Origin of the sequence: Micromonospora okii (assembly GCF_020884795.1) — a bacterium.
GTDB lineage: Bacteria > Actinomycetota > Actinomycetes > Mycobacteriales > Micromonosporaceae > Micromonospora > Micromonospora okii.
Window position 1 is genome coordinate 1 of record NZ_BBZF01000015.1, and the last position, 19,677, is coordinate 19,677.

The 19,677-nt window shown below is 69.1% G+C and carries 23 protein-coding genes and 1 pseudogene; 2 read left to right on the forward strand and 22 right to left on the reverse strand.

The genetic code is table 11. The annotated features are described in order from the left end of the window. Positions 1-474 (reverse strand): hypothetical protein (locus tag LPU43_RS09535; RefSeq protein WP_229399912.1); only part of this gene is annotated, 474 nt, incomplete at its 3' end. A gap of 157 nt (positions 475-631) precedes the next feature. Here LPU43_RS09535 and LPU43_RS09540 point away from each other — a divergent pair. After that, positions 632-1,702: a glycosyltransferase family 4 protein gene (locus tag LPU43_RS09540; protein WP_229399913.1), complete on the forward strand. Its 1,071-nt coding sequence runs from the start codon at positions 632-634 to the stop codon at positions 1,700-1,702. A 30-nt stretch (positions 1,703-1,732) separates the two neighbouring features. Here LPU43_RS09540 and LPU43_RS09545 read toward each other — a convergent pair whose 3' ends face one another. From LPU43_RS09545 to folE, 19 genes and pseudogenes are all read right to left on the reverse strand, one after another. After that, positions 1,733-2,680: a phosphotransferase family protein gene (locus tag LPU43_RS09545; RefSeq protein ID WP_229399914.1), complete on the reverse strand. Its 948-nt coding sequence runs from the start codon at positions 2,678-2,680 to the stop codon at positions 1,733-1,735. Between the two features lie 98 nt (positions 2,681-2,778). Then, entirely contained in the window at positions 2,779-3,447 is a 669-nt protein-coding gene (locus LPU43_RS09550) for a dTMP kinase (protein WP_229399915.1), read from the reverse strand. After that, on the reverse strand, positions 3,441-4,265 hold the full coding sequence (locus LPU43_RS09555) for an inositol monophosphatase family protein (protein WP_229399916.1): 825 nt from the start codon (positions 4,263-4,265) through the stop codon (positions 3,441-3,443). Before LPU43_RS09555 ends, LPU43_RS09550 begins: the two co-directional genes overlap by 7 nt. Next, positions 4,262-4,819: a P-loop nucleotide/nucleoside kinase family protein gene (locus LPU43_RS09560; protein ID WP_229399917.1), complete on the reverse strand. Its 558-nt coding sequence runs from the start codon at positions 4,817-4,819 to the stop codon at positions 4,262-4,264. The genes LPU43_RS09555 and LPU43_RS09560 overlap by 4 nt, the downstream gene beginning before the upstream one ends. Before the next feature lie 71 nt (positions 4,820-4,890). Beyond that, positions 4,891-5,703, reverse strand: a complete 813-nt coding sequence (locus LPU43_RS09565) for a nucleotidyltransferase family protein (protein ID WP_229399918.1) — start codon at positions 5,701-5,703, stop codon at positions 4,891-4,893. Then, positions 5,700-6,824 carry a hypothetical protein gene (locus tag LPU43_RS09570; RefSeq protein ID WP_229399919.1) on the reverse strand — a complete coding sequence of 375 codons (1,125 nt, stop codon included), beginning with the start codon at positions 6,822-6,824 and terminating at the stop codon, positions 5,700-5,702. Before LPU43_RS09570 ends, LPU43_RS09565 begins: the two co-directional genes overlap by 4 nt. Continuing rightward, positions 6,821-7,624 (reverse strand): hypothetical protein, encoded by an 804-nt coding sequence (locus LPU43_RS09575; RefSeq protein WP_229399920.1) that lies wholly within the window; start codon positions 7,622-7,624, stop codon positions 6,821-6,823. The genes LPU43_RS09570 and LPU43_RS09575 overlap by 4 nt, the downstream gene beginning before the upstream one ends. Beyond that, on the reverse strand, positions 7,621-8,403 hold the full coding sequence (locus LPU43_RS09580) for an HAD family hydrolase (RefSeq protein ID WP_229399921.1): 783 nt from the start codon (positions 8,401-8,403) through the stop codon (positions 7,621-7,623). The genes LPU43_RS09575 and LPU43_RS09580 overlap by 4 nt, the downstream gene beginning before the upstream one ends. Then, positions 8,400-9,116, reverse strand: a complete 717-nt coding sequence (locus tag LPU43_RS09585; RefSeq protein ID WP_229399922.1) for a ribulose-phosphate 3-epimerase — start codon at positions 9,114-9,116, stop codon at positions 8,400-8,402. Before LPU43_RS09585 ends, LPU43_RS09580 begins: the two co-directional genes overlap by 4 nt. Before the next feature lie 2 nt (positions 9,117-9,118). Continuing rightward, positions 9,119-9,895, reverse strand: coding sequence for a dTMP kinase (locus tag LPU43_RS09590; RefSeq protein WP_229399923.1), 777 nt, complete (start codon positions 9,893-9,895; stop codon positions 9,119-9,121). A gap of 20 nt (positions 9,896-9,915) precedes the next feature. After that, positions 9,916-10,170: a TIM barrel protein gene (locus LPU43_RS28540; RefSeq protein WP_306416125.1), complete on the reverse strand. Its 255-nt coding sequence runs from the start codon at positions 10,168-10,170 to the stop codon at positions 9,916-9,918. Between the two features lie 92 nt (positions 10,171-10,262). Then, positions 10,263-10,787, reverse strand: a pseudogene (locus tag LPU43_RS28545) (TIM barrel protein); the annotation flags it as partial. 11 nt (positions 10,788-10,798) lie between these two features. Further along, positions 10,799-11,521 (reverse strand): 7-cyano-7-deazaguanine synthase, encoded by a 723-nt coding sequence (locus LPU43_RS09600; protein WP_229399924.1) that lies wholly within the window; start codon positions 11,519-11,521, stop codon positions 10,799-10,801. A 118-nt stretch (positions 11,522-11,639) separates the two neighbouring features. Next, positions 11,640-12,776, reverse strand: a complete 1,137-nt coding sequence (locus LPU43_RS09605) for a DegT/DnrJ/EryC1/StrS family aminotransferase (RefSeq protein WP_229399925.1) — start codon at positions 12,774-12,776, stop codon at positions 11,640-11,642. Next, on the reverse strand, positions 12,773-13,804 hold the full coding sequence (locus tag LPU43_RS09610) for a radical SAM protein (RefSeq protein ID WP_229399926.1): 1,032 nt from the start codon (positions 13,802-13,804) through the stop codon (positions 12,773-12,775). Before LPU43_RS09610 ends, LPU43_RS09605 begins: the two co-directional genes overlap by 4 nt. 103 nt (positions 13,805-13,907) lie before the next feature. Continuing rightward, positions 13,908-14,399 (reverse strand): phosphoribosyltransferase, encoded by a 492-nt coding sequence (locus LPU43_RS09615; RefSeq protein ID WP_229399927.1) that lies wholly within the window; start codon positions 14,397-14,399, stop codon positions 13,908-13,910. Next, positions 14,389-15,186, reverse strand: coding sequence for a 7-carboxy-7-deazaguanine synthase QueE (locus tag LPU43_RS09620; protein ID WP_229399928.1), 798 nt, complete (start codon positions 15,184-15,186; stop codon positions 14,389-14,391). The genes LPU43_RS09615 and LPU43_RS09620 overlap by 11 nt, the downstream gene beginning before the upstream one ends. Positions 15,187-15,203: 17 nt before the next feature. Then, on the reverse strand, positions 15,204-15,626 hold the full coding sequence (locus LPU43_RS09625) for a 6-pyruvoyl trahydropterin synthase family protein (protein WP_229399929.1): 423 nt from the start codon (positions 15,624-15,626) through the stop codon (positions 15,204-15,206). After that, positions 15,623-16,375, reverse strand: a complete 753-nt coding sequence (gene folE / locus LPU43_RS09630) for a GTP cyclohydrolase I (protein WP_229399930.1) — start codon at positions 16,373-16,375, stop codon at positions 15,623-15,625. Before folE ends, LPU43_RS09625 begins: the two co-directional genes overlap by 4 nt. Before the next feature lie 240 nt (positions 16,376-16,615). On the opposite strand from folE, the gene LPU43_RS09635 reads away from it, so the two are divergent. Next, complete coding sequence (locus tag LPU43_RS09635) at positions 16,616-17,950, forward strand: NsdA family TPR-like regulatory protein (protein WP_229399931.1); 1,335 nt, start codon at positions 16,616-16,618, stop codon at positions 17,948-17,950. A 147-nt stretch (positions 17,951-18,097) separates the two neighbouring features. On the opposite strand, the gene LPU43_RS09640 is transcribed toward LPU43_RS09635, so the two are convergent. Together LPU43_RS09640 and LPU43_RS09645 are read right to left on the reverse strand one after the other, a co-directional pair. After that, on the reverse strand, positions 18,098-19,117 hold the full coding sequence (locus tag LPU43_RS09640) for a tyrosine-type recombinase/integrase (RefSeq protein WP_229399932.1): 1,020 nt from the start codon (positions 19,115-19,117) through the stop codon (positions 18,098-18,100). After that, entirely contained in the window at positions 19,114-19,413 is a 300-nt protein-coding gene (locus LPU43_RS09645; protein ID WP_229399933.1) for an AbrB/MazE/SpoVT family DNA-binding domain-containing protein, read from the reverse strand. The genes LPU43_RS09640 and LPU43_RS09645 overlap by 4 nt, the downstream gene beginning before the upstream one ends. Positions 19,414-19,677: the final 264 nt, after the last annotated feature.

A 19,677-nucleotide genomic window follows, 5' to 3' on the forward strand; every position in this document is an offset into this window, starting at 1 on the left:
CCCGGTGGCTGCGATTTTCATGCACTGCTGAGCAGGAAGACCGTTGGTCGCCACCCACAGCGCATGATTCCGCGCAAGCAGCTCTAGCCCGGCCCCGACCTCTGGTAACAGCCGGAGAGCGCGACGGCGGCATGCTCGGAAGGTACGGGCCGCCACGGCCGCCCGACTAGGATCGCCGCGCAGCGATTCAATGATCGTTGCCCACACCCGTATCTCGTGCGAATGCAGCGATTCCGCCACGGCCGTAGGGAGCCCGGCGCCTGTGGCTGGCAGCCATAGCACTTCCCAGCCGCTGACGGAGGTGAGTGGCCCGGTATGGCGATGGGGATGCCGTGCCCATATCTTGCGGATATACGACATAGCCTGATCCGCTGCCGTGGAATCTGCGGCCAGGTTCTCCGAAGCAAGCACCTGGGTAACTGATTCGCGGGTGGCGCGAATGTCGTCGACGAGCGTATCGTCAAGGTCGAGCACGACAACGTTCGTGGTCGTCTCCTAGAGAAGGACGTACTCCCCGGGAGCGTTGCGCCCCGGTCCCTTAATGTGTAACCTGCTGTCAATCTCGCCTCGATCGAGGAAACTGGCGCTTCGGAGGCGTTTGTAGAGCGGGGTACCGTCTATTTGGAGTCTCATGAAGATCGATATCGCACACCCGGGGTATCTGCCCGTGCAGCCGTCCGACCTGGAAAGCAAAGGTCTGGGTGGCAACGAGACCGCGCTCGTACTTGCCGCCCGTGGCCTCGCAGCGAGGGGACATGATGTGCGGGTTTTCGCCGACTGTCCCCGTGTCGAGGACCAGGGGGTGCGCTGGCTTCCTTTACCCTCCTTGCGTGAAGAAGAGCACCGGGACGTAATCATGTTCTGGGTGCGCACGAAGCGGGTTGAGCCCGGAAAATTCAACGCGCCCGTCAGGGTGGCAAAGCTGGGGTTGAAGACGCCGAACGACAGCCTCCTGGATCAGGTTCTAAACGACGACATCAACGTCCTGATTGCGTTCTCTGAATTTCAGCGACGCCTTTACCTGGACGGCTTTGGCTATCCCGAAACGGCGAATTGGGTCGTCACTGCCGATGGGTTGGACATGTCGCACTACGCCCGGAGGTTACCCAAGGCGCCGGGGAGGTTTTTACACGCCGCGAACCCGAAACGCGGATTGGAGCCTCTTCTGGACATGTGGCCTACCATTCGTCGGGCGCATCCAGGCGCGGAGCTGTTCGTGGCGTCGAGTCACCTGCTGCGAGGGATTACCGCAGACGAGGACGAGCGGCGTGCGGGAGATCTGTACCGGCGCGCGGCCTCGATGTCGGCGGACGGCGTGCGGTTCCTGGGGCGGGTCGCGAAGCCTGACCTGGTCGAGTTGCAGCTGACCGCGCAGTTCTATCTGTATCCCACCACGTACCCGGAGACCTGCTGCATAGCGGCGCTGGAGGCCGCCGCTGCAGGCGATGTGATCGTGTGTTCGCCGGCGGGCGCGCTGCCGGACCGGGTTGTGGACGACGTGACGGGTTTTCTGATTGACGGGGATCCTGCGGACCCGGCGGTGGCCCGGCGCTTTGCCGACCGGATCGCGCTGCTGCGCGAGGATCCTTCGCGCCTGGCAAGGATGTCGCAGGCGGCTCGTGACCTGGCTGCGACCCACGACTATGCGCATGTGTTGCCCGTCTGGGAGGAGGCGTTCACGCGGACCATGAGGTCCGCGTGAACGCGGCTGGCCAGGGCCTTGGGGCGGGGATCAGGCGTAGGGGTTGGTGCTGTTGTAAAGCATTTCGACCCGCTCGTGCTGGACGGTGAACTCCTCGCGGCGGCGGTCGCGCTGCTTCCACAAGACCGCCAGCCACCGCAGGGCGCAGGTGCGCTGGTTTGCGGTGAACTGGCGTCGGTTTGCGTCGGTGACGCCGAGGTCGGGCAGCAGCTGCGTCCAGATGCTGTCCGGGACCGCGCGGCCGGAGATGTGCTCGATGAGGTCAGCGGCGTCGAAGGCAACGTTGCTGAAGCCGGCGTACTCGAAGTCGACGCAGGCAGCGCCGTTATCGGTCGTCATCCAGTTGAGCAGGTTCGCGTCACCGCGAGACAGGACCGGCATGGCTGGCGCCGTGACCAGGGCCGCGTCGCCGCTGCGCTGCCATGCCGCGAGCAGCTGCTGCATGGCAGGGGTGAGCGGGTCGTCGGGCTGGCCGGCCAGCTGCTCCGGCCACGCTTGCGTCAGGCGGACCATGTAGTGCTCGCCGGTGTCGATCCGGGGAAGTCCGGCCAGCAGACCGGTCAGGGGTACGGCCTGTAGCTGCGTGGTGGTGTGCGCGAGGGCGCGCAGGGCAGCCAGCTGGTCCGCGGCCTCGATCAGTGGCTTGCCGTGGAGCCGGGTCATGCCGATCGCGGGTTCGACCGGTGCCTCGTCGCGCCATAGCGGGGCGGGGACGGTGCCGAGCTGGTGCGGGGCGAGCAGGGTCAGGGCGGCCCACTCTCGCTCCATGCGCTGCCGGTCGGTCTTGACGTACAGCTTAATTACCACGTCGTCGCCGTGTGGAGACGTCCACAGGTAGAGGTCGTTCTGCATTCCTCCGGTGAGGGGACGTAGACCCAGCGTCGACAGCGCGGCGTCACGGTCGTTGTCGGCACCGGCGCGTACGCGGCGGAGCTCGGCGAGCAGGCCAGTGGGGACGTCGATGAGCGGGACAGGCATGGGATCTTCGGCTCCAGGTTGATGGAACGAAACGGACTGTAGGGGACCGACCGTAGTGGTCGGGCTTCGCCGCCGAGCGCGTGACGCGGCCAGGGATGTCACGAGATGGTGGACAAGACGACGGCGGATGGGGTCAGGTCGGCGACGGCGGCGAGCACCGCATGGTGCGCGTCGTCGGTGCCGAGTCCGCTGACGTCGACGACACGTAGGTCGGGGTTGCTCTCGGCGAGGGCCGTGTAGGCGTCGTGGACGTAGCGCAGGAACGCACGCTGCTCGTCGGTGTACGGGTGGCCTTGCCGCTGCTCGGCGCGGGCGATGGCGTCGTCGGGGGGAAGGCGCAGCCACACTGACCGGTGGGCGGCTGGGCCGGCGAACGTGCCGACCTGCTGCAGCCAGGCGATCGCCTCGTCCGGTGGGGTCCGGTGTTTCTGAAGCAGCCCGGCGAGGCTGTAGGAGTAGAGGGTGTGCAGGCCGCGGTCTTCGATGACGGTGCTCCCCGCGGTGAGCACGCGGGCGATGTAGGTGGTGTAGGTGTCGGCGCGGATCGCGGCCGCGAGGTAGGTGTCGGTGAGCACGCTGTCGTGCCGGGAGAACGGGTCGCCGGAGCCGAACAAGGTCAGCAGGGCCTGGCCGAGCGGTTCGGCGTCGCGCGTGAGGTTGTCGGGCAGGTATGTGACGGCGGCGTCGCGCTGGGAGAGGTGCGCGGCCAGGGCGCGGGATTGGGTGGTTTTCCCGGCGCCGGGCAGTCCCTCGAAGGCGATCAGCATGAGGCGGCCCTTCTGACGTATCGAGTTCCGGTGGTGGCGGTGGTCAGGATGTGCAGGAGGGCCCCGGTGAGTCCGGGTGCGGAGGCGATCGTGGTCAGCGACCGGCTGTCGTGCGGGCTGCCGTCGGTGTCGATGACGGCCGCGCCCGCCGCGCGGGCGATCGCGACGCCGGCGGCCATGTCCCAGTCCCGGTTGCCCAGGGTGATGCTGGCGTCGAGGGTGCCGTCCGCGACGAGCGCGAGGTCGACGGCTGCGGAGCCGAGCATGCGTACCTTCTCCGCGACCGGCGCGAGCGCGGTGTGCAGGGCGACGGCGACAGCATTGCGTTCCGGCGCGTCGTCGCCGGTGCCGTAGTCACCGATTGCGATCATTGCGGCCGGCAGGCCGCTGACGGTTGACGGTGCGATCGGGTGCCCGTCACGCCAGGCGCCGATGCCGGGTGCCGCCCAGTAGGTGCGGTCGAGCGCGGGCAGGCTGATCACGCCGAGCAGTGGCTGGATGCCGTCGGTCAGCGCCAGGGAGACGCCGTAGAGCGGCAGGCCGTGGACGAGGTTGAGGGTGCCGTCGACCGGGTCCAGGACCCACCGGTGCGGGGTGGCCGGGTTGCCGCCCGACTCTTCCCCGAACCGGTCGATGCCGGGCGTGCGCTCGGCCAGGAATGTGAGGATCTCGCGTTCGATGGCGTGGTCGAGGTCCGTGGCCACGTCCCTGTCGCCTTTGGTAACGACCTGTTGGACGGCCTGGGTCTTCAGCCGCCGGGTGCCGCGGCGCACGGCGTCGCGTGCGACGTCAAGCATGACGGCGAGGTCGATCTTCATCGGATGGCGTCTCCCTGAGCGGGTGGTGCGGCTATGTCGTGGAGGTAGTCGACGGCGGCGGCGAGGGTCCGCGCCGCTGTTGTGTCGGTGCGCAGGTGCAGCGCCGGGACGGTGATGGGGTCAGCAGTCGCCCGCAGCCGCTGGTAGAGGGCGAAGTCGCGGTTGGCAGCCGGGTGCTGGCCGTGCTGCTGGTCGGCGTCGAGGCGGGCACGCGCCACAGGCTCGGGGCACCAACATCTGATGATTGCCAACGGCTGGTGCAGTCCGGCCGCGAGTCGGACCACGGCGTCGATCTGGTAGCGGCGGGTGCAGGTGCGTTCAAGGATGACCGTGGCGTCCGGCTGCCGGCTCAGGTACTCGTGGGCGGCCTGGTGCAGCAGGGAGACCACGAAGTCGTCTTGGTCCCGGCTGTAGGTGACCTGGCCGCTGGCCGCGTAGAGCGCGGCCCGGACGTGGTCCTTGTCGAGCACCAGGCCGTGGCCGAGGTGCGCGTGCAGCGCAGCGGCCAGTGAGCTCTTGCCCGTGCCGGGCAGCCCGGCCAACTGCACGATCATCGCCGGTGTCCAGTGGTTTCGGGCAGCGGCGGCCGTTCGGGCAGCTGTGGCCAGCAGGAGCGCAGCAACTGTCATCCGGTCTGCGCCGGCACGGCCACCACGGTGGCTGCAGCCGTCGGGGCGGCGCTGTGGGCGCTGTACCGCAGCGCGTCGGCCAGCGCGGGCCAGCGGCGCTGCGCGGCGATACGGGCCAGAGTGTGCAGAAACCCGTCATTGCGGCTCAGGATCGGCAACGGCTCCAGATCCGCACCGTGCTGCGGCGCAGGTGTCCGGCGGGCGAGGACGGAGGTGATGTCGGCAGGTTCGCTAGTATGTGCCAGCCGTGTGCACAGGTCGAGGGTGAGGCCGGGGACCACGGGATCGTCGAAGTCCCGGTGCAGGGCTGTGGACCGGCGCCCGGTGGCGTAGTAGCCGCAGCCGGTTAGGGCGTTCACAGCGTCGTCGGTGGCCTCGGCGGGGATGAGAATGTCGACGTCGCTGGACTGGCGGGATCCGTCGCCGTGGTAGAGCAGGCTCGCGTGTGCGATCCCGTTGATTGCGGCGGCCGGGATGCCACGGCCGGTAAGGACGGTGATGACGCGGGCGGCTTCCCGGTGGTGCATACGCCAGCGGTGGGTGTTGAGCCGCCGCTGCCCGCGTAGGAACTGCTGCATCGGTCGGGCCAGGCTCGCCGTGTGGCCGTGGCGGTCGAGGCAATCGGCGAAGAGGCATAGCATCTTGGCGACGATGGCGTACTCCAGCACATCGCCGAGCGGCCGAATGTCCTCGTCGGCCAGGCCGACGTCGGTTGCGGTACCGGGGGGTTCGCAGGCGGCGCGCAGCAGCCGGTACGCCCGAGGACAGCTGGTGGTGTCGGGAAAGAAAGTGGCGGGCGCGGCGGTCATCGGGGCTCCCTGGCGTCGGGGAGTGCACCGACGGCGTCGGCCAGGGCGGCCGGGTCGGTGCCGGCGTGGACGCGGTAGCAGGGCCGCGTGGCCAGCATGGCGGCGGTGCTTAGCAGGTGGGCGTCGGTGACCTCGTCGGCAGGGCCGGGCACGAGCCACTGGTTGATGTGCGCGCTGGTGCCACGCGCCGGGTCGTGCATGAACATGCGGGTGTCGAGCAACGTCTGGTGCACCTCGTCGGGGTCGACGCGCTCGACGCTGACGCCGGTGCGACTGGGGTCGAAGTGCGGCCAGATCATCACCGACGGGGTCATCCGGCTGGCGACCTTCCCGCCCCTGTGTAGCAGGTCAGAGAAGTCATCCGGCTCGATGACGATCTTCTGTGGGAAGCTCCACTTCTCGTCCGTCGTCAACGCCCGCTGTCCGGCGGGGACACGATGGCGCAGGTGCGGCAGGGCGGCGAGCGTGCCGATCCCGGCGCGCAATGGCATCGGCCAGGGGTAACCATTCAGGTTGTTGTCGTTGCCGTGCAGCATTAGCCGGTCGTTCGTCACGTAGTCGCCGCCGAGGTAATGCAGCCCGGCCAGTAGGGTGGTCGTCTTCCCTCGGCCGCGGTGGCCGGCGATCAGGATGCCACGCTCGCGAAAGGCGAAGGCGGCGGCGTGGACGTAGACCATCCCCTCGGCCAGCAGTTGCCCAGTCATTGCCTGCCGCACCAGTCGCGGCGCCCACAACGCGGTCGCCTCCGCCGTCGCGCACCGGACCCCGATCTTCCTCGCCTTTTGGTCGGCATGCAGCAAAGTGCCCCGGTCGGGCACCCAAAATGTGCTCAACGGCCCGTCCGCGACTTCGTAGGCGTAGGTCTGCGGGCCGATGTCAAAGCGCCGCCCATCCGTCGTGGGTTCGGCGCTGCTTTCGATGTCTGGATCGAGGGTGAGGTAGATGTACCAGGTCGCGGGCCCGGCGGGTTGTTCGTCGTAGGAGTACAGGATTCGCCGGGCCTCGGCCAGCGCCTGCGCGCTGTCGGTGTGGAGGGTGACGGTGGCGTTGCCGCACCGGAACGTCGCGGCGCAGCCGCTGGTGGTGACCGAGGCCGGGCTGATAGCTGTGGAGTAGGTCATCGGCTCTCCGTTTCGCGACGGTGCGGCGTGTGCACCGGCAGATGGCGGTGCGCGTGCCAGGCCAGCGCGGCGAGCGCGGATCCTTCCGCGGTGCGGTAGAACTCCGGCAGGCTCGCGCCACCGAGGGCCTGGCGCAACCAGGTGGGCTCGACGGCCTGCTGTGCGGTGCCCCAGGCGGCAAGTCCGGCACCGGTGAGCTGGAATTCGTCGCCGACCCGCACGGCGGTGATCTCGACGGCCGGCGCGCGCCGGTACTTGTCCGCGTCGAGGTCGACCCGCTCAGCGGGCGGGTGTCCGGCGGCGGGCAGGTCGGTGTAGAAGTTGAATACCGTGGCCGGACCGTCGAGCACGAGGGTGAGGTGCCAGCCGCCGAAGGGAATCACTGCCAGTGCACCGGCGGGGCATTCCTGATATCGCAGAGCCGGCTGGCCGGCGGCGGTCCGCCAGGCGGTGATCATCAGCGTGCGGCCGGTCAAGGCCTGAAAGACCTCTAGCTGCGCCGGGGTGTTCCAGTGCCCGGTCGAGCGGTGCAGCTCCCCGCCGGGCAGCACGCCGGGTTGGTACTCGACCAGGTCGGCGAACCAGTCGCTGCCGAACGCATGCCGGCGCGGCAGGACATCGCGGTGGGCGGTGTAGAGCAGCTGATCGTTCCCGGTGCCGTGGCGCAGGACGGCGTCGCTGACGAATACCGTGTTCCCGCCGTCGCGGTGGCGGGCCAGGAGGTCGGACAGGAGGAAGTCGGCACCAGCGTCATGCTCGGGCCGCATGTTCAGCGACGCGGCCGACGCGATCGTGGTCATCGGGGGTCTTCCTTTCGGGTGATGCCGTCGGCATCGTTCGACAGGCAGGCGACAGACAGCGCGTCTACGAGCTGGTCGAGAGCGGCGACGGCGAGGACACCAGGTCGGGCCGGACGACCGGTCGGCTGGTACTGCACGGCCCGGCAGCCGGCATCCAACGCGCCCCGGACGTCGGTGAGCCAGTCGTCACCGACGTGAACCACTCTTTCCGGTGTGGTGTGCGCGCGCTCGGCGACCGTGGCGAAGACCTCCGGCCGTGGTTTCGCGATGCCGAGCTCCCCGGAGAACAGCATGTCGGCGAAGAACGGCGACAGCTCAAGGTCGTCAAGCAGCTGCCGGTGCACCTGGGGAGAGGTCGACAAGGTGTTCGAGGTCAGCACGAGCCGCGCACCAGTTCCGACCAGCGCCCGCAGCGCGTCCTGCGCGCCGTCGATGGGGTGCGGGCATCCGCGCAGACTCGCGTGGGTGTGCACGACTTCGAGGACCGACAGCATCTCCGCCGTCGCCTGGACGGCGAGCGGATCGAGGATCCCGGCCAGCAGGTCGCCGACGCTGGGCTGCTGGCCGTCGTGGCGCTGCCGGTGAAGGGCGAGGCGATCGGCGGCAGTCACCGCGTGGCGGATCTGGGGGTCGGGCTTGGCCTGCCCGAACGCGTCCAGGACGCGGGTGAACTCGGCTACCCGCCAGTCCGTCACGGCTGTTCGGTCGCCGTGCACGATGAGGGTGCCCCACAGGTCGAGGCTGACCGTCCAGCCCGACAGGTCAGGTGAGGTGGTCATAGTGGGGTCTGCCTTTCGGGCGATGCCGGCGGCATCGGTTGGTGGGAGCGAATCCATGCGGCGGTGCCGGGCAGGTCGCGGCTGGCCCAGAGCAACGATCCGGGGACCACACCGTTGGCTCCGGCAGCGGCAAGCGACGCGACGGTGCCCTGGCGGATGCCGCCGTCGGCAATGATCGGGATCTGCCGCTGCTCGGCGTCCAGCAGCCGCCGCATCGCGGTGATTTTGGTCAAGGCGGCGGGCTGCATGGTTGTGCCTTTGGTGCCAAGGGGGGTGCCGATCAGGACGATCGCGTCGACTTCTGCGAGCAATCCACGGACGTCGAGGGGATCGGTGTCGAGCATCAGCGCGATCCCTGCCGACAGCCCGGCATCGTGAATCGCCCGAATGGCGTTGGCCGCGCCTGTCGCTTCCACATGCACAGTGATCAGGTCGGCACCGGCATCAGCGAACGCGGACGCGAGCCGGGCCGGCCGGTGCGCCATCAGATGCACGTGCAGCGGCCGATCGGTGTGCGGACGGACCGCGCGCACGAGGTCGGGGAAGAACAGCGGCTCCGGTATGAAATTGGTGTCGGAGGCGTCGATGTGCAGCAGGTCGGCGTGCGGGCTAATCCGGGCGGCCTCAGCCCCGAGGGCGGACAGATCGGCCGACCACAGGGACACATCCAGCACCAGCCGGTCATGCGGTAACGCGTCGAGCAGCGACGACATCCTCATCCCCTCCCCAGGGCGCTCGGGGAAAGCGGTGCGGCCCGCAGCGGGCCGAGGAGCCGGCTGGTGATCTCCTCTGCGACCGCGCCGGCGGCACGCAGCCCCACCCGCACGCGGGTCACTCGGTCCTCGTGGCCTGCGAGAACCTGCCGGTAGGCGGCGGTGTAGCGGGGCAGGAACAGCAGCCGTTCGATAGCGGCGGGATCGCCACCGCCGCGACCGCGAGCGATCGCGCGTTCCCGGGCAAGCGGCCACGGCGTGTCGAGGAACACCGGTAGGTCGGGCTCACAAAACCAGGGCGCGACGACGGCCCGTAGCCGTTGCAGCGTGCGGGCGGGATCGGTGTCGGGTGCGGTCTCGGTTAGCACCGCCAGCGCCCAGGCGAGCTTGGAGTAGACGCCGTGGTCAACGAGCACTATGTCGTTGACAGCCAGGGCGGGCCGGAAGCAGTGGACGTGGTGATGGGCCTCGCGGCACAGGCGCAGCAGCACATCGACGGCGCTGTGATGTGGCAGCGCGTACCCGCCGAGACCGGTCCGTGCGCGCAGCGGGGAGCGTTCGAGGAACGCCGACAGCCGGCCGATGCTGCCGGGCTCCCCGCCGTAGTGGACCACCTGGACGGTGAACCCGGCCCGCCGGAGCCTCGCGCCAACGAGTTGGGCAGCCGTGGTCTTGCCTGCTCCCCAGACCCCTTCGATCGTGACGAGGCGTCCCCGCGGCGGCCCGAACCGACACGACGGCTCGGCCGGCGCGTCGGCTGCCGCCGTGCTGTGTGGCATCTCTACTCCCGCCCACGTCATCAGGTCAGCCCTCGGGCCGGCAGCCAGTCGTAGTCGACGGCGGGGTCACGAGCCGGCTCGTACTCCAGCCCGATCCAGCCCTGGTACCCGATGTCCTGCAGGGTTGCGAAGTAGGCCGGGTATTCCAGCGTGCCCGAGCCGGGACGGCCGCGGCCGGGGTCGTCGGCGACCTGCACGTGCGCGATGCGGGCCGCGTGCCGGTGCAGCAGCGCGGGCACATCCTCACCCGCACGGCCGTGGTGGTAGAGGCGCACAGGACACCGGTGTTGGTCAAGCCGGTCACGGCGTTGACCGCATCGGCGGCCGTCACCGCCGCGTCGGCGTCGCCGAGCGGGTAGTCCGGGGCCTCTCGGAGGCTGATTGCCTCCAGCACCACCGTGGCGCCGATCGTGTCTGCAGTGGCGGCCGCAGCGAGACTTTCGAGGGCCAGCTGGTCCTGGCGGACGGGGTCGACGTCGGGTTCCCGGTTGCCGTACAGCGCGTTGAAGATTCGGCAGTCGGTGCGCGCGGTGAACCCGACTGCGGTGTTGATACCAGCACGGAACTCGCCGTGGCGGCGCGGGCTAGACAGCAGCCCGCGGTCACCGAATCGCATGTCGCCTTCTACGAGGTTCATCGCGACCAAACGCACTCCGGCGGCGTCGAGTGCGGCAGCGAAGGCGTCGGTCTCCCGGTCGTCGGGTACCGGGCTGGAAAACGGCCACCAACACTCGACAGCGTCGAAGCCGTCGGCAGCCGCTGCGGCCGGCCGTTCCAGCAGAGGCAGGTGCCCGTAAAGGATGGACATGTTCGCGGCGAACCGCAGGCCGGAGACGTTCATTGTTCCTCCCATGGCGTAAGAAGTTCGTCGTATCGGTGATGCCGGAGGCATCGGTCAGTGGGTCAGTGGAGCGGCGGCTCCTCGGGTGGCTCGGGAAGTGCGCCAACGGTGGCCATGGCGCGGCGGAACTCCTCAACGCGGTGTAGCGGGTAGCCGCCGCTGGCCATCGCCGGCAGGTAGTAGGTGCCGATCCGGTCCCAGGCCCACGGCGGGGAGGCGAAGTGTCCGGTGATGTCGTTGTTGGTCAGCGCTATCCACCGGCGCAAGCAGCTCGGACACCGGCCGCAGTGTGTGAACGCGGTGCCCGGCGTCGCGCAGGAGAACGTCTGCAGCAGCTCGTCGACGGGCAGCCCGGCCTGGAGGTACCAGGCGACGATCTCCGATTTCGTCATATCCCAGAACGGACTGTCCACCCGGATCGGCCGGCCCGCGAACGCGGTCAGCATCTCGCTCATCCGCGCAAACGCCTCTGGGCTCTTGTCGGCGGTATGGTCGCCCTTGACCCCCACGCACCAGATCACGTCGGCGCGGAGCGCGGCGAGCATCGCGAACAGCACGTTCCGGAACCGGATCAGGTCCCCCTGCGGGGTGGCCCGGCGAGACAGGTCGAGCTCGTTGCTGATCTCCAGGTCCATCCCGTGCGCGGCCGCGAGCGCCCGCACGGTGTCGATCTCCTGCTGCCGTCCGTAGTGCCCGCTATCGAAGTACAAGGTCGGAGGTTTGCCCAGGTAGTGCCAGGCCGGGAAGGAATCCAGCCCGGCGGAAAAGAGCAGGATCTCGCTCATCGCTCACTCCTTTTGGTAGGTGCCGCTGTAATGCCGGCGGCATCACCTTGTGACCGGCCGGCGCCGGTGGGCCCGGTTCCCGGGTGGGGTGTTCGCGACGACCGGCTGACGTCGCAGGTCACGGTCTCCACTGCCGGGCCTCACGAGAGATCGTTTGTGCGTAGCCGGCGAGGCGCTGCTCGTCGTCGTGGTCGGTGAGGACGACAGCGAGAGTCCGGTCGACGACCGCAGCAGCGTGGGGACACGGCGCGGTGGTGAACGGGGCGAGGGCGGGTCGCTGATCGGCGGGGATCAGGCCAAACGTGCCGACGCTGTTTGGTACGCCGCGACGGGCAAGGTGCTCGCAGAACGCGCGGGGCTCGTCCAGGGCCACGGTCGCCAGGAAGTTGTAGCCGTTCCACCCCCGACGGGCCGGGACGTCGGTCACGTCGATGCCGGGCGTGCTGGTTAGCAGTTCGGCGAGCAGGCAGGACTGGTGTCGACGGCGAGCGGCCAGCGTGTGGAAGCGTGCGAGGTTGGCGCGGGCGATGAGGGCGAGCGGCTCGGCGAGCCGGTAGTTGTAGCCGACCTCGGCCGGACGACCGTTTTCGGGCGGTGACGGCTGCTGGTGTGAGCGGAAGGACCGGGCGCGTTGGGCGATGTCGTCGCGGTCGGTGAGGAGATATCCGCCCTCTCCGGACGAGAGCACCTTGCCGTCTTTGAGGCTGAAGCAGCCGACATCTCCGATGGTGCCGGCAAGTCGGCCGCCAACGCGGCTCCCTTGTGCCTGGCAGGCGTCCTCGACGACAGCCAGGCCATGATCCATCGCCATGCGGGCGAGCCGGGCCGGGTCACCCGGGCGGCCCCAGAGATACACGGGAAGGAGCGCCTTAGCGGAGGGCGTGACCTTCCGAGCGAGGTCGTTGTAGTCGAGGTCGGTGCCGGTGGGGTCGCAGTCGACGAAGACCGGCCGGGCGCCAGCGTGGACGATCGGGGCTACTGACATGATCACCGACAGCGCCGAGACGAGGACCTCGTCGCCCGGACCGATGTGGAGCGCGCGGAGCGCGGTGTGCAGCGCTGCGGTGCCGGACGACACCGCGACCGCGTGCCGTACCCCGGTGGTTGCGGCCAGTTCCCGCTCCAGGGCCGCGCCATGCACACTCCCGGCGGGGTCGGGCATCCGCGCGAGCAGACGCGCAAGGTCCGCGACGACGGCCTCCTCAACTCCGGCGGCGTCCGGTGGGGCAGCGGGGCGCGTATCGCCGGGCGTCATGACGGCACACCGGTGGGCAGGAACTGGGCGAAACCCATCAGCGGCCACATGTTGACGCAATCGGGGGAGAACAGGTGGCAGTCGGCGCAGGGGCCGCCGGGACCAAACAGGATGGTGGCGCTTGCGCTGCGGATCGAGCGCCGACCGTCGGCCGCCGTGGTGGCGCGGATCTTCAAGGTGGAAGGGCAGTCCCAGACGCTGCCGTCGGGCTCGATGAAGAACAGGTCGGTCCCGTCGAAGCAGCCGCGCACGAAGCCGGGGCGCTCGGCGGTGACCGCGTCGATGACCTGACCTGCATAGCCAGGCGCGGGTAGTTGTACCGGCGGCGCGTCGTACAACTGCGCGAGCGCTGCGGCCAGCGCTTCGGCGTCGGACGGTGTGAGCGACAGTTGCTGGTGCAGCGCGTGCTCCGGCTCAAGGGCGATCGGCTGCGGCACGAAGTAGTCGCAGCCGATCCGAGCGGCCAGGGCGGCGGTTTCGGTGACCGTGTCGATGTTCTGCCGGGTGACCACCGAGTAGATGCCCACGCGTGGCACCCGGTCAGCGCCGCGGGCGGCGACCAGGGCCTGGATGCCGGCCACGACGTCCCGATGGCCGTGCACACCATTGCGAGCCGGACGCCACCGGTCGTTGTAGCCAGGGTCGGCGGAGTCGAGCGAGACGGACACGGCGTCGACGCCGGTGGCGAGGATCGCCTCGACGAGTTCCGGCCGGTTGAGCGGGATGCCGTTGGTGCACAACACCACCTGAACGCCGGCGGCTTTGATCCCGGCGACCACCTCCATGATCGGCGGCCAGATCAGCGGCTCGCCGCCGGCGAGGAAGATCCGCTCGACGCGCGATGCGGGCAGGGTCTGCACGAACGCGGCAATGGTGGCCAGGTCCAGATCGGTGCGCGCCAGGTGCGACAGCATCCCGGGTTGAGCCGGCATGGCTTCCCGGTGCTCCTCAATGGTGCCGAAGTAGCAGTAGCGGCAGCCGAGGTTGCACGGCGAACGCAGCGCCCACAACAGGGAAACACGGGTCATCGCGTGCCGCCCTCCCTTCCGAATTGAGTGCCGGTCGGTGTGCTGTGGCCGCCGCGATCGGTCCTCGGCGCATATGTGCGCAGGGACCGGATGCCCGCTCCGTTCACGAGCGCTCCCACGGAAAGACCACCCAGCTGTCGATGACGGTCCCGATATAGGTCAGCGCCTGCCCGGGGTCCTGCGTCCGGCGCCAGTTGCCGACGTTGACGACGAAGACCGCAGTGCGTACCTGGGCAGCCCCGGCGGTCCGCACCAGCTCGACGGTGCGCGCAGCGGTGTCGCCGCTGCCAGCGATATCGTCGACGACGAGCACGTCCGCGCCGGTCAGGTCGCCGAGGCTGATCGCGTTGGCGACCTGCGGCGCGGCCGACTTCACTGCGTCTACGCCGTCGGCGGTCGTGTGCAGAACCTCTACGGCGCGCACCGTGCGCACGCCGAGGGCGTGCGCGAGCAGCACGGCCGGGATGACGCCACCGCGTAGCACGCCCACCAGCACGTCGGGAACCTTGTCGGCCCGGACCTCGCTCGCGATCCGGTCAGCGGTGGCGGTGATGCCGTCCCAGCCGAGCATGGTGGGGGTGCGGTCACCGGCCACGTTCGTCACCCCAGATCAGCACGTGCTGGCGGGTGGTGAGGTTCCAGCCGTGAGTCAGCGCGACGTCGGCCAGCCACCGCGTCCGGTCGACGATCACATCGACATTGGCACCCTCCGGGGACAGCCACACCTCCGTTAGGCCGAATTCCTGCTGGAGGCCGGCGACCTCCTGCACGTCATCGGGGCCGGTCACCACGAATTTCCACCGAACCCGTCCGCTGGCCTGTAACTGCGCGATGACCTGCGGCTTGATCCGCTTGCTGAACGGGACTGCGGAGCTTGCCAGCTTCAGACCGGCGTTGAAGCGCGCGCCGGCCGCGATCAGCGCTGCGCTCGGCGCTATGGTCGCGTTCGTCTCGATCTCCAAGGCCCTGCCCGAGGCGGACGCAGACCGGGCGAGGTCAACGACGATGCTGGGGTGCAACAGCGGTTCGCCGCCGGAAACGACGACCAGGTCCACCGGCGCCAGGCCCGGATCGCTGGTAGCCGGGTCGAGCCGTACCAGCTGATCCCAGATTTCGGCGGCGCTCATCGCCGGCGCGGCCCGCAGGTCGTGCTTGGTTGTGTTCCACGTGTACTCGGTGTCGCACACCATCGCGCCAGCGGCGGCCGCATCCGCCGTTCGAGGCATACCGGGATATCCGCAGGTCAGATTGCATTTCATGAGGCGCACGAACAGGGCACGGCGGCCGAGGTTCACACCTTCTCCCTGGAAGGAGTAGAAGATGTCGGCGACCGCAACCCGTGCGGCGGTCCGGCGGTTCGTGGCGGTAATCGCGGTAGACAAGGCGGCTCCCTTCCCGGTCACGGAATGTCTTGGCGGTACTCCGCCCAACTGGTCGCGGTTTCGCGCACCCGCACGGCCTCGACGAACGCGCCGTCCGGCAGGGCAAGGTGGGCCGCGCACCAGTCGAACAGCACCCGCGCCAGCTTCTCGCTGGTTGGCTCCACGTCGACGACCTCGTTGAGGAACTGGTGGTCGAACTCGCTGTCCAGATGCCGCTTCAGCAGATTGAGCTCCGCGAAGTCGACCACGAAGCCGGGCCCGGCCAGCCGTCTTGAGGCGAGCGTGACTTCTACGGTGTACCCGTGGCCGTGCAGCTGGCCGCATTTGTGTCCCTCGGGCAGCCCACCCAGCTGGTGCGCCCCCTCGAACGTGAACATCTTGCCGATCCGGTAGATCCCCCGCCCGACGAGAGCCGAGCCGGCCGGTGCGGGCCGGCTCATACGGCCCTGCCCGACGGAACGGCCAACTGGAGAAATTCGATGCGGGCAGAGTGGTCCCGCTTCAGCCGACCGCGGGTGGCGACCGTGAGCGTGTCCGCCCCTGCGGCGCGGACACCGCGGCGGGTCATGCACAGGTGCTCGGCCACGAGCACCACGCCGACGCCGTCGCATGCCAGCTGCTCCTCCAGGAACCCGGCGATCTGCTGCCCGAGGTTCTCCTGCACCTGCAGCCGGGCGGCGAACATCGCCACCGTCCGGGCGATCTTTGACAGGCCGGGCAGCTTCTCTCCGGGGTAGAAGCCGACGTGTGCGCGGCCAAAGAACGGCAGTAGGTGGTGGGCACACAGCGACGTGAACACGATGTCGCGCGTCAGGACCAGATCGTGGTGACCCTCGTCGTTCGGGAACGTTGTGAACGTCCACGACTGGGGGGTGAGTAACTGGATCAGGGCGTCGGTCATTCGTCGAGGGGTGTTGCGGCCGACCTCGGTGTCTGCGGGGACGCCAAGGGCTCGCAGCAACTTTCTCGATGCCTCTTCGGCTTGCTCCCGATCGAGCACGTCTGCGCCAGCGAGCACGGTGTGGACTGGACCGTCGAGGTCGGGGATCGTGGTTACCACCAGGTCTCCTTCGGTGTCAGCTCGGACGTCCGGACTGCCCTGTGCGATGTCGGCCGCCGCATGCGCGAGCTGGTGCAACGGGGTGCTGCCTTGACGGTGGGCGCGATAGGGCGGCGCTGTGGCGATCATCGCTTGCAGAGGTCCACAGGTCGTCGCCCTGCACAGTCAGCAATCGTGCGGCGGTGAATCTCCGGCCGTCGGTCGCGGCGGCCGTATGACTGAGCGTGGCACCGGGCCTACCCGGTTAGCCAGACCGTAAAGGGTGCTCAGGAAGGTGCGCGAAAGGTGCGTTCGTCTACTGTCAATTTCGTCGCCGATACTCTGTAGACGGGGCAGCGCGGTCACTCCGCGTATGCGAGGGTCTACGTCATGCGAATGCCTTCACGTATCGTCAACCCGGTCCTGGCGGTTCTGCTCGATGGCAGTGGCTTCACTTCGCTCGACGAGTTCGCTGCAGCGGTCAACGCTTTCGGGAAGCACGAGTACGGCCTTCACCTGTCCTACGACCATGTGGGCGTCAAACGATGGCTGTCCGGTGGAACATGCCGGCAGCCGGAGGTGGTCGCCGAGGTGCTGTCCCGGGCCTGGGGCGTCGAAATCCCGGTCGCGGTGATCTGGCCTCAGTCTCGGTTCGGCGCCGCTCCGGCCGCACCGCACCTCGTTCCCTGCGTAGCCCCTCGTACGCTTGATGAGCTGGCCGCCTACATCGGGAGCGACATGCTGACCAGGCGCGCACTTCTGACCGACGCGATCGCGTTCACTGTGGGTGAGGCGCTGACGGATCCGCTGCTGCGCTGGCTCACCGGGCCTGCGGGTCGGTTGCCGGACCGCTCCGCGCCGGCATCCCAACGCCTGACCATGTCGACCGTCGTGAGAATCGAGGCTGCCACCGCCGCGTTCGGCGCCCAAGATGCGGCAATCGGCGGCGGCCTGAGCCGCGAGGCCGCGGTCGGGCAGCTCAAACACGCCGTCGACCTGCTGCGCGTAGCGTCCTACACCGAGTCGGTCGGTAACCGGATGCTCGCCGCGATCGCCGAGCTTGCCGGAATGGCCGGCTGGATGAGCCACGACGTGCAGATGGCCGGTCCCGCCCAGCGGTACTTCACCCTCGGGCTACAGGCCGCCCGCGAATCCACCGACCGACGATCAACACTGCTGCAGGTCAGCCTCCTCGCGGACATGGCCCGGCAGATGCGCGACCTTGGACACCCGGCCACCGGACTGCAGCTGGTCGACGCCGCCCTGGCGCTGCTACCGCGCGGACGGCATCCGGCCGCCGCAGCGATGCTGTGGAACCTGCGTGCGCGGATGCTCGGCCCGCTCGGACCCTCCTCGATCACCGAACTCAAGCACGCGATCGGGCTGGCCGAGAACCTGCTCGCCGACGCGACCCCGGCGGTGACGACCTGCTGGCATACACCGGACGAGCCGAACTCGCCGGAAACGCTGCCCTCGCTTGGCAGGACGCGGCCGTCCGTCACCCGGATCTCGCCGCACACGCAGAAGAACAGGCCCTTGCCGCACTCAATGCCCGTCCGCCCGGTTACTCCCGCTCGGCCGTTTTCGACCAGATCGGCGTCAGCGCAGCCCGATTTACTGGCATCGACCCGGACCAAGCAGCCGCCGACGGCCACCAGGCGATCGACATGGCCGCCGAGGTTGCCACCTCCACGCGTGTTCTCGACAGGCTCAGCTCACTGCTGACCCACTCCGCGCCGCACGCCACCCGGCCCGCGGTTCGCGCGTTCCGGGAGCGGCTGGCCGTCACCTGGTGCCGTCCGGAAGACCGGCGTCCACTGCGGCGGGGCGGGCCTGTACCTCACGACCAGACCCACCCCGCCTCTGCGGTAGCTACGCCAGGGGATGGGGCTCGTCGGTGAGGGCTGCGAGCGCGGCGGCGACCTCCTGGAGGCTCGCTCGCACGTAGGTCGTGGTGGTGCCGACATCGCCGCCGCTGTCGGAGTGACCGGCGTACGCACGCGCCACCGCGTAGCCCAAGTTACGCTCCACCCAGGTCAACGTCGTGTGCCGCAGCCAGTGCGTGCTGATCTGCTGCACGTACACCCACGGCAGGTGCTCACCGATACGGACCCACAGGTGGTCATAGCGTCGGTAGGTGATCGGCTGACCGTTCCGATACCGCAACAACTGGCCCGTACCCGTGGCGTGCCGGTCCTCGGCATGCCGTTGCAGGTGCCTCATCAGGGTCGGCGACACCGGCTGCCACCGCACCGTGTCTCCCTTCTCCCGCAACAGGATCAGGCACTGATCCGGGTCGAGGTCGACCGGACGCAGCGCCAGCGCCCCGCCCCGGCGGCACGCCGTCTCGGTATGCAACCGCAGCAGCAGGCTGTCCAGCGCCGGATCATCACCGGTGCTGGCGGCCACCGCGTTGATCTCCACCAGCCGGGTGTCCGCCACCGCCCGCCGGGTGCTCGGCAACCGCCGCGGCTTGGCCACCTTCAACGCCGGATTGTCCGCCGCAGTGATGAACCCGTCGGCGACCGCCCGCTTGTACAGACACCGCAACGCCGCGATCAAATGTTCCGCCGCGCTGCGCCCGCCACGGGCGTTACGCCGGGCCACCACATGCTTCTTGACGTACTCCGCCAACTGCTCGATCTCCGACGGGGACGGCTCGTCCAGCCGTCGCTGTCCCCAGTGCTCCACGACCCGGTTCCAGTACGAGCCGTACGCCCGCCTCGTGCCCGCGGTGACCGCCGCCGACACGACCGGAACGTACTCGGCGAACGTCGGTGCCGGTGGCCGCGCGGACGCCGCCTCGACCAGATCAGCCGGCGAGATGCCCATCCGCGCCAGCAACAGCCGCGCCGCGTCCAACTCGGCCCGCCCCGCCGTGCTGTCGCTCATGCGCCGTCACCACCGAGAACCGCCAGGTGGGCCTGGGCGATCATCGCGTCCAACGCAGCCGGAGGATGCACCACGAGCCGGGAGCAGTCCGGCTCGGCAGCCAGGAACACCCGGTCACCGGCGGTGAGCCCACACCACTGCCGCACCACGGCCGGCAACCGCAGGCGCCCCTCCTTGGTAACAGCGAACACACCCCGCTCGTCGGCAGCCACGATGATCAGCCCGCGGTGTTCCCGGATGTCGAGGCGACGGCCCGCAGCCCAGCCCAGAGCCCTCATCACCGTCCGGTCGGCCATCCGTCCATGACAATCCAGCGTCACCAGGCCATAGACCGTACGCGCAACACGGCGGGGAGCCGCAAGCCTCGCCAGCGGCAGAGGCGACCGCCGGGCGGCTCCAGTGGATGATCTTCCGCTACCAGCACCCACCTGGCCGGGCAGAACCACAGCCGGAATGACAGCGGAAGCAGCAGGGGTACTCACGATGCCCACCGCCCCGCGAGCAGGGCCATCAGGGGCTTACAGAAAGTCAACGAGGGTGGTTGAAGCCGCTCAACCACC

What these genes read in the sequence shown, in the direction of transcription:
- LPU43_RS09540 (WP_229399913.1), top strand. Translation starts at nt 632, where the DNA reads ATGAAGATCGATATCGCACACCCGGGGTATCTGCCCGTGCAGCCGTCC.
- LPU43_RS09545 (WP_229399914.1), bottom strand. Translation starts at nt 2,680, where the DNA reads ATGCCTGTCCCGCTCATCGACGTCCCCACTGGCCTGCTCGCCGAGCTC.
- LPU43_RS09550 (WP_229399915.1), bottom strand. Translation starts at nt 3,447, where the DNA reads ATGCTGATCGCCTTCGAGGGACTGCCCGGCGCCGGGAAAACCACCCAA.
- LPU43_RS09555 (WP_229399916.1), bottom strand. Translation starts at nt 4,265, where the DNA reads ATGAAGATCGACCTCGCCGTCATGCTTGACGTCGCACGCGACGCCGTG.
- LPU43_RS09560 (WP_229399917.1), bottom strand. Translation starts at nt 4,819, where the DNA reads ATGATCGTGCAGTTGGCCGGGCTGCCCGGCACGGGCAAGAGCTCACTG.
- LPU43_RS09565 (WP_229399918.1), bottom strand. Translation starts at nt 5,703, where the DNA reads ATGACCGCCGCGCCCGCCACTTTCTTTCCCGACACCACCAGCTGTCCT.
- LPU43_RS09570 (WP_229399919.1), bottom strand. Translation starts at nt 6,824, where the DNA reads ATGACCTACTCCACAGCTATCAGCCCGGCCTCGGTCACCACCAGCGGC.
- LPU43_RS09575 (WP_229399920.1), bottom strand. Translation starts at nt 7,624, where the DNA reads ATGACCACGATCGCGTCGGCCGCGTCGCTGAACATGCGGCCCGAGCAT.
- LPU43_RS09580 (WP_229399921.1), bottom strand. Translation starts at nt 8,403, where the DNA reads ATGACCACCTCACCTGACCTGTCGGGCTGGACGGTCAGCCTCGACCTG.
- LPU43_RS09585 (WP_229399922.1), bottom strand. Translation starts at nt 9,116, where the DNA reads ATGTCGTCGCTGCTCGACGCGTTACCGCATGACCGGCTGGTGCTGGAT.
- LPU43_RS09590 (WP_229399923.1), bottom strand. Translation starts at nt 9,895, where the DNA reads ATGCCACACAGCACGGCGGCAGCCGACGCGCCGGCCGAGCCGTCGTGT.
- LPU43_RS09600 (WP_229399924.1), bottom strand. Translation starts at nt 11,521, where the DNA reads ATGAGCGAGATCCTGCTCTTTTCCGCCGGGCTGGATTCCTTCCCGGCC.
- LPU43_RS09605 (WP_229399925.1), bottom strand. Translation starts at nt 12,776, where the DNA reads ATGACGCCCGGCGATACGCGCCCCGCTGCCCCACCGGACGCCGCCGGA.
- LPU43_RS09610 (WP_229399926.1), bottom strand. Translation starts at nt 13,804, where the DNA reads ATGACCCGTGTTTCCCTGTTGTGGGCGCTGCGTTCGCCGTGCAACCTC.
- LPU43_RS09625 (WP_229399929.1), bottom strand. Translation starts at nt 15,626, where the DNA reads ATGAGCCGGCCCGCACCGGCCGGCTCGGCTCTCGTCGGGCGGGGGATC.
- folE (WP_229399930.1), bottom strand. Translation starts at nt 16,375, where the DNA reads ATGATCGCCACAGCGCCGCCCTATCGCGCCCACCGTCAAGGCAGCACC.
- LPU43_RS09635 (WP_229399931.1), top strand. Translation starts at nt 16,616, where the DNA reads ATGCGAATGCCTTCACGTATCGTCAACCCGGTCCTGGCGGTTCTGCTC.
- LPU43_RS09640 (WP_229399932.1), bottom strand. Translation starts at nt 19,117, where the DNA reads ATGAGCGACAGCACGGCGGGGCGGGCCGAGTTGGACGCGGCGCGGCTG.
- LPU43_RS09645 (WP_229399933.1), bottom strand. Translation starts at nt 19,413, where the DNA reads ATGGCCGACCGGACGGTGATGAGGGCTCTGGGCTGGGCTGCGGGCCGT.